Origin of the sequence: Burkholderia sp. CpTa8-5 (assembly GCF_017815045.1) — a bacterium.
GTDB classification, from domain to species: domain Bacteria; phylum Pseudomonadota; class Gammaproteobacteria; order Burkholderiales; family Burkholderiaceae; genus Burkholderia; species Burkholderia sola.
Map to the genome: position 1 here is coordinate 272,282 of NZ_JAGIQD010000007.1, position 13,420 is coordinate 285,701.

11 protein-coding genes are annotated in these 13,420 nt (G+C 68.2%); 5 read left to right on the forward strand and 6 right to left on the reverse strand.

The features are described 5' to 3' along the window. Positions 1-57 precede the first annotated feature (57 nt). Entirely contained in the window at positions 58-861 is an 804-nt protein-coding gene (locus J8I35_RS14150) for an EAL domain-containing protein (protein ID WP_069616654.1), read from the reverse strand. 361 nt (positions 862-1,222) lie between these two features. On the opposite strand from J8I35_RS14150, the gene J8I35_RS14155 reads away from it, so the two are divergent. Genes J8I35_RS14155 through fahA form a run of 5 tightly spaced genes read left to right on the forward strand, consistent with a single transcriptional unit; the run spans position 1,223 to position 7,141 of the window. Beyond that, positions 1,223-2,875 carry an FAD-dependent oxidoreductase gene (locus tag J8I35_RS14155; protein ID WP_209925799.1) on the forward strand — a complete coding sequence of 551 codons (1,653 nt, stop codon included), beginning with the start codon at positions 1,223-1,225 and terminating at the stop codon, positions 2,873-2,875. A 28-nt stretch (positions 2,876-2,903) separates the two neighbouring features. Continuing rightward, positions 2,904-3,134, forward strand: coding sequence for a DUF2783 domain-containing protein (locus tag J8I35_RS14160; protein ID WP_034206533.1), 231 nt, complete (start codon positions 2,904-2,906; stop codon positions 3,132-3,134). Beyond that, complete coding sequence (locus J8I35_RS14165; RefSeq protein ID WP_050011725.1) at positions 3,131-4,489, forward strand: aromatic acid/H+ symport family MFS transporter; 1,359 nt, start codon at positions 3,131-3,133, stop codon at positions 4,487-4,489. The genes J8I35_RS14160 and J8I35_RS14165 overlap by 4 nt, the downstream gene beginning before the upstream one ends. 16 nt (positions 4,490-4,505) lie before the next feature. Then, positions 4,506-5,840 carry a homogentisate 1,2-dioxygenase gene (gene hmgA / locus J8I35_RS14170; RefSeq protein WP_124555680.1) on the forward strand — a complete coding sequence of 445 codons (1,335 nt, stop codon included), beginning with the start codon at positions 4,506-4,508 and terminating at the stop codon, positions 5,838-5,840. Beyond that, positions 5,837-7,141 (forward strand): fumarylacetoacetase, encoded by a 1,305-nt coding sequence (fahA, locus tag J8I35_RS14175; protein WP_209925800.1) that lies wholly within the window; start codon positions 5,837-5,839, stop codon positions 7,139-7,141. The genes hmgA and fahA overlap by 4 nt, the downstream gene beginning before the upstream one ends. Before the next feature lie 173 nt (positions 7,142-7,314). Here the strand turns inward: fahA and J8I35_RS14180 are convergent, their stop codons facing one another. The 5 genes from J8I35_RS14180 to J8I35_RS14200 form a co-directional block, all read right to left on the reverse strand. Next, positions 7,315-8,475, reverse strand: a complete 1,161-nt coding sequence (locus tag J8I35_RS14180; RefSeq protein ID WP_124630611.1) for an MFS transporter — start codon at positions 8,473-8,475, stop codon at positions 7,315-7,317. 93 nt (positions 8,476-8,568) lie between these two features. Then, positions 8,569-9,738 carry an MFS transporter gene (locus tag J8I35_RS14185; protein WP_175978843.1) on the reverse strand — a complete coding sequence of 390 codons (1,170 nt, stop codon included), beginning with the start codon at positions 9,736-9,738 and terminating at the stop codon, positions 8,569-8,571. A gap of 222 nt (positions 9,739-9,960) precedes the next feature. After that, on the reverse strand, positions 9,961-10,698 hold the full coding sequence (gene bluB, locus J8I35_RS14190; protein WP_124555684.1) for a 5,6-dimethylbenzimidazole synthase: 738 nt from the start codon (positions 10,696-10,698) through the stop codon (positions 9,961-9,963). Positions 10,699-10,870: 172 nt separating this feature from the next. Further along, positions 10,871-11,869 (reverse strand): 2-hydroxyacid dehydrogenase, encoded by a 999-nt coding sequence (locus tag J8I35_RS14195; protein WP_209925801.1) that lies wholly within the window; start codon positions 11,867-11,869, stop codon positions 10,871-10,873. A 30-nt stretch (positions 11,870-11,899) separates the two neighbouring features. Further along, complete coding sequence (locus J8I35_RS14200) at positions 11,900-12,883, reverse strand: LysR family transcriptional regulator (RefSeq protein WP_050011718.1); 984 nt, start codon at positions 12,881-12,883, stop codon at positions 11,900-11,902. Positions 12,884-13,420: the final 537 nt, after the last annotated feature.

Sequence of the window (13,420 nt, forward strand, 5' to 3'; positions counted from 1 at the left end):
CGACACCGGAGTCCGCCATCCGGCGTGCCGCTCCCGGGCGCCTTCCCCGCCGATCCCTCAGACCGTCACGACCTTCGCGAACACCGGCCCCTGCATGAACCGCACGTCGTGCTGGCGCAGCAGCTCGCACTGCGTCTCGTCGACGACGCCGTCGAAGATCAGCGGAATCCGCACGCGCTGCGCATAGGCGACGAGCGCCTTGACCATCCCGTCGCGCAATGCGATGCCCGCATCCATCTTGATGTAGTCGGGGCGCGCCATATCCGATTCGACCGCGAGGATGCGGCCGGGGTCGGGCAGCTTGTCCGCGACCTTGAAACCGTGATGCTGATAGCTGCGCGTCAGGTAGCCGAGGAACGTCTTGTGGGCGACCGCGACCGCCGGCAGCTCGATCACGATCCGCTCGGTCGGCAGCCCGAAGCGCTGCAGCACCGACGAGAAATGCTTGCCGTGGTCGTACTTCACGCTCTTGAGCAGCCGCTCGTGCACGCGCAGGAACAGCAGCCCGTGGCGCTGCGCGCCGAAGAAATTGATCGCGTGCAGCGCGCGCGACAGGCGGTCGATCGCGACCAGCGTCTGGTCGTCGACGGCCGCGTCGACCGGATCGTGCTGCGCGCCGGTGACGAGCGTGACGGCCTGAAAGCCGAGCTCGTCGCCGTAGCGCTCGATCGCGTCGGCGAACGACGTCGATTGCGGCGAGCCGGGCATCGTCACGTCGTAGATCGGCTCGTACGCGCTGGCGAGCGTGCGCTCGGGCAGGTTCGCGCACGCGGTTCCGCCTTCTGCAAGCGCGAGGTGCTCCCGCAGATACGGCAGTTGCCCGGCACGGGTGACCAGCTCGGGGATGGTAGGCGGAATCATCGGCGTGAAAAGGAAAAATGGCGGCCGAAAGGGCCGCCTCGTTGACTTGATATTAGCAGTGCGCGCCGCGCTCGGCTTGCCGTTTCACTCATATGGTTATCCCGTTCCCGAGCGCGCGATCAGGGTTTACGTTGATTTCACTATTCGTAATTGGTTTTACTATTCGTAAATCCAGGATTTGTCGCCGATCAAGAAACGCGGCAGGCAGGCGCCGAGAAACGGCGCCGTTCAAGAATCAACAGGAGCAAGGAGCGAGACGTGGCGGTTGACAGGACAGGCGGGCGCACGCGCCGGCGGCAGACGGACGGGACGACGGGCGCGGCGGTGCGCGCACGGCGCGGTTGACGCGCGGATGGCGACCATGAGCATCGATTACCAGACGCTGAAATTCGAGTACCGTGCCCGCGTGCACGACGCGGCCGTCCACCCGGTGATCGTCGTCGGCGCGGGCCCGGTGGGCCTCGCGGCCGCGATCGATCTCGCTCAGCACGGCGTGCCGGTCGTGCTGCTCGACGACGACGACACGCTGTCGACCGGCTCGCGCGCGATCTGCTTCGCGAAGCGCACGCTCGAGATCTTCGACCGGCTCGGCTGCGGCGAGCGCTTCGTCGACAAGGGCGTGAGCTGGCACGTCGGCAAGGTGTTCCTGCAGGACGAGCAGCTTTACGCGTTCGACCTGCTGCCCGAGGAAGGGCATGCGCGCCCGGCGTTCATCAACCTGCAGCAGTACTACGTCGAAGGCTATCTGGCCGATCGCGCGTTCGAACTGCCGAACATCGACATCCGCTGGAAGCACAAGGTGACGGGCGTCGACCAGTCGGCCGAACACGCGGTGCTGACGATCGAGACGCCGGACGGCGTCGCGACGCTGCGCGCGCAGTACGTGATCGCGGCCGACGGCTCGCGCAGCCCGATGCGCACGATGATGGGCCTGGAAAGTCGCGGCCGCACGTTCAAGGACCGCTTCCTGATCGCCGACGTGAAGATGAGGGCGGAGTTTCCGACCGAGCGATGGTTCTGGTTCGATCCGCCGTTTCACCGCAACCAGTCGGTGCTGCTGCATCGCCAGCCGGACAACGTGTGGCGCATCGACTTCCAGCTCGGCTGGGATGCCGATCCGGTCGCCGAGAAGCAGCCGGAGCGCGTGATTCCGCGCGTGCGGGCGCTGCTCGGGCCGGATGTCGAGTTCGAGCTCGAGTGGGTGAGCGTCTACACGTTCCGCTGCCAGCGGATGGACACGTTCCGCCACGGCCGCGTGCTGTTCGCGGGCGATTCCGCGCACGGCGTGTCGCCGTTCGGCGCGCGCGGCGCGAACAGCGGCGTGCAGGATGCGGACAACCTCGCGTGGAAGCTGAAGCTGGTGCTCGACGGCCGTGCACACGATCGCCTGCTCGACACCTATGCAAGCGAGCGCGAGTTCGCGGCCGACGAGAACATCCGCAACTCGACGCGCTCGACCGACTTCATCACGCCGAAGAGCGCGGTGTCGCGCGTGTTCCGCGATGCGACGCTGAAGCTTGCGCGCGACTGCGAGTTCGCGCGCAAGCTGGTGAACAGCGGGCGCCTGTCGGTGCCGGCCGTGCTGGCCGATTCGCCGCTCAACACGCCGGACCGCAACGGCGACACGTTTGCAGGCGCGATGCGGCCGGGCGCGGCGGCGGCCGATGCGCCGGTGCGCGTGCAGGGTGCGCCGGGCTGGCTGCTGCAGCATCTGTGCGGTGGCTTTACCGGCGTGCTGTTCGGCTTGCCGGGCGACGCGGCCGCGCTCGCGCAGGCCGTCGACGGCCTCGCGCTGCCGGTGCGGCCGGTCCTCGTCGTGCCGGCCGGGCACGCGCAGCCGGTGGCCGGCGTCGACGTCGTGGAGGACGTCGACGGCCTCGCCGCGCGGCGCTACGACGCGCAGCCCGGCACGTTCTACCTGCTGCGTCCCGACCAGCACGTGTGCGCACGCATGCGCACGCTCGACCGTCAGGCGATCGCCGACGCACTGGCGCGCGCGACCTGCGCACGCTGAATACGATAAAGACACCGGAGACACCGTCATGCCCCCACTCGACACCCGCCCGCGCCTGGCCGACCCCGACGCGTTCTACGAAGCGCTGATCGACATGCATCGCGACCTGTCGGATGCCGACAGCCAGCTCGTCAACGCGAAGCTGATCCTGCTGCTCGCGAACCAGGTCGGCGACGCCGACGTGCTGCGCGAAGCGATGGCGCTCGCGCGCCAGGGCGTGACGCCGCCCGTGCATCCGGCCGCCGAGGTCGCGCAATGAGCGCGGCGGCCGATACGCGCGTGCTCGAAGTCGAGCGCGTGATCGACGAGACCCATCGCCCGGGCTTTCACGCGATGCTGCTCGCGCTGTGCGGGCTGTGCCTCGTGATCGACGGTTTCGATGCGCAGGCGATGGGCTACGTCGCGCCGAGCGTGATCGCCGAATGGGGCGTGCCGAAGCAGGCGCTCGGCCCCGTGTTCAGCGCGAGCCTGTTCGGGATGCTGCTCGGCGCGCTCGGGCTGTCGGTGCTGGCCGACCGGATCGGGCGGCGCCCGGTGCTGATCGGCTCGACGCTGTTCTTCGCGGTGACGATGCTCGCGACGCCGTTCGCGAGCTCGATCCCCGTGCTGATGGCGCTGCGCTTCGTCACGGGCCTCGGCCTCGGCTGCATCATGCCGAACGCGATGGCGCTGGTCGGCGAGTTCAGCCCCGCCACGCATCGCGTGAAGCGGATGATGATCGTGTCGTGCGGCTTCACGCTCGGCGCGGCGATCGGCGGCTTCATCAGCGCGGCGCTGATTCCGGCGCTCGGCTGGCGTTCGGTGTTTTTCGTCGGCGGCGCGGTGCCGCTCGTGCTGACGATCGCGATGGTCGCGCGGCTGCCCGAATCGCTGCAGTTCCTGGTGCTGAAAGGGCGCGTCGCGCAGGCGCGCGACTGGCTCGCACGGTTCGCGCCGCAAGCCGGCATCGATGCGAATACGCGGCTCGTCGTGCGTGAACGTGCGGCGAGCGGTGCGCCGGTGGCCGAGCTGTTCCGCCATGGCCGCCTGCCGGTCACGCTGCTGCTGTGGTCGATCAGCTTCATGAACCTGATCGACCTGTACTTCCTGTCGAACTGGCTGCCGACCGTGATGCGCGAAGCCGGCTATTCGCCGGGCACGGCGGTGATCGTCGGCACGGTGCTGCAGACGGGCGGCGTGATCGGCACGCTGTCGCTCGGCTGGTTCATCGAACGTTACGGCTTCGTGCGCGTGCTGTTCGCCTGCTTCGCGTGCGCGGCCGTGTCGGTGGGACTGATCGGCTCGGTCGCGCATGCGTTGCCGTGGCTGCTGGTGGTCGTGTTCGCGGGCGGCTTCTGCGTGGTCGGCGGACAGCCGGCCGTGAACGCGCTCGCGGGCCAGTATTACCCGACGTCGCTGCGCTCGACGGGCATCGGCTGGAGCCTCGGCATCGGCCGGATCGGCTCGGTGCTCGGGCCGCTCGTCGGCGGGCAACTGATTGCGCTCAACTGGTCCAACGGCGCGCTGTTCCACGCGGCCGCGGTGCCGGTGCTGTGCTCGGCGCTGTTCGTGCTGGGCCTGGCCGGTGTGACGCGGCGCAACGGCGCGCTGGCGCCGAACGCCGCGATGAATTGATGGAGAAAGGAAAACGATGACGCTTGACCTGTCGAAACCGGCGACCGCCGGCTACCTGAGCGGTTTCGCGAACGAATTCGCGACCGAGGCGTTGCCCGGCGCGCTGCCGCACGGCCGCAACTCGCCGCAGCGCGCGCCGTACGGGCTGTACGCGGAGCAACTGTCGGGCACCGCGTTCACCGCGCCGCGCGGCCACAACCGCCGTTCGTGGCTGTACCGGATCCGTCCGGCCGCCGTGCACCGACCGTTCGAGCCGTACGCGGGCACGCAGCGGCTCGTGTCGGAATTCGGCGATTCGACCGACGTGCCGCCGACGCCGCCAAACCAGCTGCGCTGGGATCCGCTGCCGATGCCGGTCGAGCCGACCGATTTCGTCGATGGCCTCGTGACGATGGCCGGCAACGGGTCGGCCGCGGCGATGAACGGCTGCGCGATCCACCTGTATGCGGCCAACCGGTCGATGCAGGACCGCTTCTTCTACAGCGCGGACGGCGAGCTGCTGATCGTGCCGCAGCAGGGGCGGCTCTTCATCGCGACCGAGTTCGGCCGGCTCGACGTCGAGCCGTTCGAGATCGCGGTGATTCCGCGCGGCGTGCGTTTTGCCGTCGCGCTGCCGGATGGCGACGCGCGCGGCTACATCTGCGAAAACTTCGGCGCGCTGCTGCGCCTCCCGGATCTCGGCCCGATCGGCTCGAACGGGCTCGCGAACCCGCGCGACTTCCTGACGCCGCAGGCCGCGTACGAGGATCGCGAAGGCGCGTTCGAGTTGATCGCGAAGCTGAACGGCCGGTTGTGGCGCGCGGACATCGGCCATTCGCCGCTCGACGTCGTCGCGTGGCACGGCAACTACGCGCCGTATAAATACGACCTGCGCCTGTTCAACACGATCGGCTCGATCAGCTTCGACCATCCCGATCCGTCGATCTTCCTCGTGCTGCAGTCACAGAGCGACACGCCGGGCGTCGACACGATCGATTTCGTGATCTTCCCGCCGCGCTGGCTCGCGGCCGAGGATACGTTCCGCCCGCCCTGGTTCCACCGCAACGTCGCGAGCGAGTTCATGGGGCTCGTGCACGGCGCGTACGACGCGAAGGCAGAGGGCTTCGTGCCGGGCGGCGCGAGCCTGCACAACTGCATGTCGGGCCACGGGCCCGATGCGGACACGTTCGAGAAGGCGTCGGCGAGCGACACGACGAAGCCGCACAAGGTCGACGCGACGATGGCGTTCATGTTCGAAACCCGCACGCTGATCCGGCCGACGCGCTACGCGCTCGACACCGCGCAGCTGCAGGCCGACTACTTCGAATGCTGGCAAGGCATCAAGAAACACTTCAATCCGGAGCAAAAGTGAGCGATACCCAAGACTGGCGCGCGACGCTCGACCCGGCTCGCAAGAGCTGGATCGATACCGCGAACGATCCCGCCTGCGATTTCCCGATCCAGAACCTGCCGTTCGGGATCTTCAGCGATGCGAAGCAGGGCGCGCGCCGTGCGGGCGTCGCGCTCGGCGACCAGATCGTCGATCTCGCGGCGCTCGCGCGTGCGGGCCTCGTGACGCTGCCGGACGGCGTCGATGTATTTGCCGCGCCGACGCTCAACGCGTTCATCGCGCTCGGCCGCGACGCGTGGCGCAGCGTGCGCGTGCAGCTGTCGGCGCTGTTCTCGCGCGACAACGCGACGCTGCGTGACGATGCGGCGCTGCGCGCGCAAGTGCTCGTCGCGCAGCGCGACGCGACGCTGCATCTGCCGGTCGACATCCCCGGCTACACCGATTTCTATTCGTCGAAGGAGCATGCGACCAACGTCGGCTCGATGTTCCGCGATCCGAAGAACGCGCTGCTGCCGAACTGGTCGGAGATGCCGATCGGCTACAACGGCCGCGCGTCGTCGGTGGTCGTGAGCGGCACGCCGGTGCGGCGCCCGAACGGGCAACTGAAGCTGCCCGACCAGGAGCGTCCGGTGTTCGGCGCGTGCCGCAAGCTCGACATCGAACTGGAAACGGGCTTCATCGTCGGCAAGGGCAATGCGCTCGGCGAGCCGATCGCGTGCGAGGACGCGGAAGCGCATATCTTCGGGATGGTGCTGCTGAACGACTGGAGCGCGCGCGACATTCAGCAGTGGGAATACGTGCCGCTCGGCCCGTTCAACTCGAAGGGGTTCGCGACGACGATCTCGCCATGGATCGTCACGCTCGACGCGCTCGAACCGTTCCGCGTCGCGCAGCCGGAGCAGTCGCCGCAGCCGCTCGCGTATTTGCGGCATGCGGGCAAGCATGCGTTCGATATCGCGCTGGAAGTGACGCTGCGGGCGGAGGGCGCGACCGACGCGACGTCGATCTGCCGCACGAACTTCAGGCACATGTACTGGACGATGGCGCAGCAGCTTGCGCATCACACGGTCGCCGGCTGCAACACGCGCGTGGGTGACCTGATGGGTTCGGGCACGATCAGCGGGCCGACCAAGGATTCGTTCGGCAGCCTGCTCGAACTGACGTGGAACGGCAAGGAGCCGGTCGCGCTGAACGGCGGCGGCAGCCGCACGTTCATCGAGGACGGCGATGAGCTTACGCTCGCCGGCTGGTGCCAGGGCGACGGCTATCGCGTCGGCTTCGGCGCGTGTGTAGGCAAGATTTTGCCGGCGCGCGGCGCGTGACGGATCGCAGCGCCGGACGTTACGTGTAGGCTACGCGTCGTCCGGAAGGACAGGGCGGCCCGCGTTGCGCGGGCCGTTTTTCGTTGACCGCGGGACGGGCACGAGCGGGCCGATGCGTATCGGTGCATGGTGCTGCGCGCCAACGCCAACGCCAACGCCAACGCCAATTTGCATCAGACCGCGCGCTGCACCGCTGCGCGTCCCTCCCACAACGCTGCCGCGACGAACGCGGCCACGCACGCGACCAGCACGCCGACCAGCGCGTTGCTGCCCAGTTGCTCCATCAACGCGCCGGCCACCAGCGGGCCGCCGAAGCTCGCGGCGCTCCACGACGCCGACACGAGCGAGCTCGCGGTGACGAGCGCCGCCCCGCGGAAACGCTCGCCGCACGCGACGAGCGACAGCGTGTAGATGCTGCCGGCCGCCGCGCCGAGCACGAACAGCAGCGGCCAGCACAGCCACGGATTCGCGATCACGAACGGCAGTAGCGGCAGGCCGGCCAGCACGATCCAGCCCGCGCCGAGGTGCACGCGTTCGCGGCCGAGCTTGTCCGCGAGCCAGCCGATCGGGAACTGCATCGCGGTATCGCCGAACAGCATGATCGACGCGAGCAGCACGGCGGTCGCGCTCGCGACGCCGTGATCCATCGCATAGAGCGGCAGCAGCGACAGCGCGAGCGTGTCGAACAGCGCGAAGAAGCCGGTGCCGATGATCAGCGCGGGCATGCGCGGCAGCACGTCGAGCCAGCGGCCGTGCGCTTCGTGATGCGCGTCGTCGCCGGCGAGCGGCGCACGGCGGATCGTCGCGAGCGTCGGCAGCGCAAGCAGGAACAGCGCGCCGCACAGCGCGAAGCGGAGGCTCGTCGCGCCGGCGATCTGGCTGACGAGCACGGGGCCGGCCATCTGGAACAGCGTGAAATTGGTCGCGTAGACCGCGACCACGCGGCCGCGCGTCGAATCGTCGGCGAGCTGGTTGACCCACGCTTCGCCGATCGTGAACAGCAGCATCAGCGCGGCGCCGCACAGCACGCGCAGCACGCCCCACAGGATCAGGTTCGACGTGAACTGCATCAGCGCGGTGGCGGCCGCGAGCAGCACGACCGACACGACGATCGCGCGGCGCGCACCGATGTGCCGCGCGAGCGCGGTGACGAACGGGACGACCGCGAGGCCGCCGAGGGCCTGCGCGGCGGTCAGCATGCCGACGACGTGGGTGCCGTGCCCGGCTTCGGTCAGTGCAAGTGCGGTGAGCGGCAGCGTGGCGCCGGTGCCGAGGCCGACGACCGCGACGCTCAGGATCAGCGCGAGGAAATCGCGATTGAGAATGGCTTTCATCGGCCGCGATGCTACACCGCGACCGGTGAAAGGTCCATGAAGGCCGTCAGGTTCGGATGGCGTTGTGTCCGCAACGATCTCGGCAGGGTTGCGTCACACGTATTCGGTCGGCACGACCACCGGCCGGCGTTCGAGCGACGCCGACCACAGCGTGAGCGCGAGCGCCGCGACGGCCATCGCGACGCCGACCCACGGCAGGCTCACGAGCGACACGCCGGAGCCGATCGCCATCCCGCCGAGCCATGCGCCGGTCGCGTTGCCGAGGTTGAACGCGCCCTGGTTCAGCGTCGACGCGAGGTTCGGCGCGTCGCTCGCGCGATCGACGATCATGATCTGCAGCGGCGGCACGATCGCGAACGCGAGGATGCCCCACACGAAAACCGTCGCGAGCGCGGCGAACGGCAGATGCATCGTGCCGGCGAACAGCGCGAGGACGATGCCGATCAGCGCGAGCGTCGCGATCAGCGACGGCATCCGGCGCCAGTCGGCGAGCTTGCCGCCGAGCGTGCCGCCGACCGTCAGGCCGAGTCCGAACAGCAGCAGCACGTAGGTGACCTGATGCGGCGAGAAGCCGGTCACGTCCTCGAGGATCGGCGTGATGTACGTGAACACGCTGAACAGGCTCGCGGACGCGAGCACGCTGATGCCGAGCACCATCAGCACCTGCGGGTGCTTCAGCACGCTGAATTCGCGCGTGATGCTGGTGTCGGGCATCGCGAGGTTTTTCGGCAGGCACACCGCGAGCGCGGCGGCCGCGGCGATGCCGATGCCGGTGACGGCCCAGAACGTCGCGCGCCAGCCGAACGCCTGGCCGAGCGCGGTGCCGAGCGGCACGCCGAGCACGTTCGCGAGCGTGAGGCCGGTGAACATCAGCGCGATCGCCTGCGCGCGGCGGTTCGGCGCGACGAGGTTGCTCGCGACCACCGAACCGATGCCGAAGAACGCCCCGTGGCAAAACGCGGTGACGACGCGCGCAGCCATCAGCACCGCGTAGCCGGGCGCGATCGCGCAGAACAGGTTGCCGGCGATGAACAGCCCGATCAGCCCCATCAGCGCACGCTTGCGCGGCATCTTCGCGGTGACGATCGCGAGGATCGGCGCGCCGATCGTCACGCCGAGCGCGTAGCCCGACACGAGCATCCCGGCGGCCGGGATCGACACGCCGAGGTCGCGCGCGACATTGGGCAGCAGCCCCATGATCACGAATTCGGTGGTACCGATTCCAAATGCGGCGACGGCAAGGGCGAAAAGAGGCAGGGGCATCGCGGTAGGCTCGGGAAAGGATGCCGCTCGAGCCGGGCGCGGGATGCGCGGGACGGGCGGTCGATGAGGCGAGAGTCAGCCGCGATTCTACTTCAGTGAAAACCCTGAGGCTTGGGGCCAAAATGGGTGTTGCCGGCGTGCGACGGGGCGGCGCGCAGGGTGCTCACAGTGTGGGATCGACGGCGATTCAGCAGCGAGGCGACGGCTGCGGCCGAATGTGGATCAGGCGATGCGTTCGGGCGACCCGTCGGCCATCGCATCCGATGGTTTTTTCTTTTCAGTCTCGACTGGCGCCGCCGCCGATCCGGCCCCGTCGATCGCCGCCGGCTCGTCCCAGCCGTTCTCGAACAGGCATGCTTCGATCGGCATCCGCGCGGCCCAGCGTTCTTCTTCGAGCATCGGCTTCGCGTAGAATGCGTCGACGTGCCCGACGCAGAGCACAGCGATCGGCTTCGCGCCGTCGGGCATCCGCAGCAGCGTGCGCAGCGCATCGACGTCGAACAACGACACCCAGCCCATCCCGAGCCCTTCGGCGCGCGCCGCGAGCCACATGTTCTGGATCGCGCACGCGGCGGAGGCCAGATCCATCTCCGGCAGCGTGCGGCGGCCGAACACGTGGCGTTCGCGGCCGTCGGCGAGCGCGACGACCAGCAACTCGCCGCATTCGCGCACACCTTCGACCTTCAGCCGCATGAATTCGTCCTGGCGCTCGCCGAGTGCGTCGGCGGTCGCGCGGCGCTCGGCGTCGACCAGCGCATGAATGGCGGTGCGCAAGGCGGGATCGGTGATGCGGATGAAGCGCCACGGCTGCATGAAGCCCACGCTCGGCGCGTGGTGCGCCGCGCGCAGCAGCCGCGCGAGCACGGCCGGATCGACGGGCGCCGGCGTGAAGTGACGCATGTCGCGCCGTTCGAAGATGGCGCGGTAGACAGCGGCGAGGTCGGAGTCGTCGAAACGCATGAGCGGACAAGGCAGGGAAGGACGTCGGCGCAACGATAGCAGACCGCGCGCTCGAAACGTTACTTCAACCGAAACAATGCGCTGAATTGTGGACGAAGGTGAGTGCGCTTCGCGGCGCGAGGCGTAAGCAAACGATTGCGAATGCGCCGCAAGCCCTCAAATGGGCGGTTTTTCAGCGATTTGCAATTACGACGTTCTGCGGCGTCCGCGCATGCCACGCCTCGATGTTCAGCAGCGTCGTGTGCGCGATCTCGGCCAGCGCCTCGCGCGTGAAGAACGCCTGGTGCGACGTGACGATCACGTTCGGGAACGTCAGCAGGCGCGCGAGCACGTCGTCCTGCAGCGGCAGGTCCGAGTGATCCTCGAAGAACAGCCCGCTTTCCTCCTCGTACACGTCCAGCCCGAGATGGCCGAGCTGGCCGCTCTTGAGCGCGTCGATCAGCGCCTGCGCATCGACGAGGCCGCCGCGCCCCGTGTTGATCAGCATCGCGCCGTGCTTCATCCGCGCGAGCGTGCGTTCGTTGACCAGGTGGTGCGTCGACGGCAGCAGCGGGCAATGCAGGCTGACGATGTCGGCGTGATGCAGCAGCTCGTCGAGTTCGACGTAGCGCGCGCCGAACGCGATCAGCTCGTCGTCGTACGGCGGCACCGAGTGCGCGAGCACGTGCATCCCGAAGCCCATCATGATCTTCGCGAACACGCTGCCGATGATGCCGGTGCCGATCACGCCGACGGTCTTGCCGTGGAGGTCGAAGCCGAGCAGGCCGTTCAGCGAGAAATCGCCTTCGCGCGTGCGCGCGACCGCGCGCGGCAGGCGGCGGTTGAGCGCGAGGATCAGCGCGACCGCGTGCTCGGCCACCGCGTGCGGCGAATACGCGGGCACGCGCACGACCGTGATGCCGAGCCGTTCGGCGGCGGCGAGGTCGACGTGGTTGAAGCCCGCCGAGCGCAGCGCGATCAGCCGCGTGCCGCCGTCGGCGAGCCGTTCGAGCACGGCCGCGTCGACGGTGTCGTTGACGAACGGGCAGACGACGTCATAGCCGTGCGCGAGGATCGCCGTTTCCGCGTCGAGGTGCGACGGCTGGAAGTGCAGCCGATAGCCGAACTGCCGGTTGGCGGCGGTGAACGAATCGTCGTCGTACTGCCGGCTGCTGAACAGGATCACGCGCACGCTGCACCTCCGATGGCTGACGCGCGCAGTTTACTGCAGGCCCGTGACGATGTCGGAGCGTTCGGGGCCGCGCACCGGCCGCAGGAAGTCGTAGTCCGTCTGCCCGCGGGCGGCCGGCGCGCCGAAGTGCTCGAGCGCGTGCTCGACGAAGCTGCGCGTCCGGGCCGGCACGTACTGGCGGTTCGGATAGACGAGCGACAACTGCGCGTCGGGATCGTCGATCCGGTAGCCGGCCATCAGCCGCACGAGCGTGCCGTGGTTGAGCGCGTCGGCCACGCACGGCTCGGGCAGCACCGCGATGCCGGCGCCGGCCACGGCCGCCGCCTGCACGAGCGCGAGCTGATTGACCGTGCAGGCCGGGCGCACCGTGACCGTATGGGCGACGCCGTCGTGACCGACGAGTTGCCACGTCGGCGCGTGCTGGTGCGCCGCGAGCGTGACCCAGTCGTGGCCCGGCAGGTCGTCGGGCACGCGCGGCTCGCCGCGGCGGTCGAGATACGCGGGCGCCGCGCACGCGACGAACGGGTTCGGCGCGAGCGCATGGCCGATCAGCGACGGGTTGCCGTCGAGCCGGGTGCCCGTGACGATGCCGACGTCGTAGCCGGAATCGAGCACGTCGAGCGGCCCTTCGGCGACGGTCAGCTGCACGCGCAGCTCCGGGTAGCGGTGCCGGAAGCTGCTGACGAGCGGCGTCAGCGCGAGCGGCGACAGCAGCCCCGACGCGACGACGCGCAGCGTGCCGGCCGGTTCGCGCACGGCATGCGCGACGGACGATTCGAGGTGGTCGAATTCCTCGAGCAACGCACGGCAACCGTCGAGGTAGCGCACGCCGGCCTCGGTAAGCGACAGGTTGCGCGTGGTGCGATGGATCAGCCGTGTGTTCAGGTGGCCCTCGAGCATCGCGATCGAACGCGTGACGAGCGCATTGGACACGCCGAGATGGTGCGCCGCGCGCCGGAAGCTTTGCTGCTCGGCGACGCAGACGAATACACGCATGGTCTGAATCTGGTTCATGGCTTGCGTATTTCTGGCCCGGTTGATTGATTTTGGTTGTGATTTATCGCCGCGCAACGTCGAAAGCGCATCGCGCGGCCCCAGCTCTCCCTCGTCTCGAAAATAGAATTTTCGATTCCGCAGATGATTGTTCAATAAAGAACAGATATCCGTCAACCTGAGAAAACGGGCGGCTTGCGTAAAATCGAAATCGCGAGTACCTGTTTAACGCTGCAATGCAGCAAGCGCGGGGCGGCAAAACCGGCATGGTATTGGAGTATGCGCGGTTTCTTGAAAAATATCGTTTTTAATCAGCGTGTTGGGAGAAATTTTGGCGGCCCGTTGCGCAGCGCTTTCGGCGTCGTTCCCCAATACATGCTGCAATAGTGGATGTTTTTTCCACGTTCGGATTTTGTGTATCGCATTCGTTCCGCGATTTGTATCAGGTGGTCGGTCCATTTCGTTCCACCCGCGAATGAGGCTGAACTGCCGTTTTCGACGAATCATCTCGATATTGGCGGAGAAAATCGTGCGTTCGGAACCCCGAGTGGAACCGTT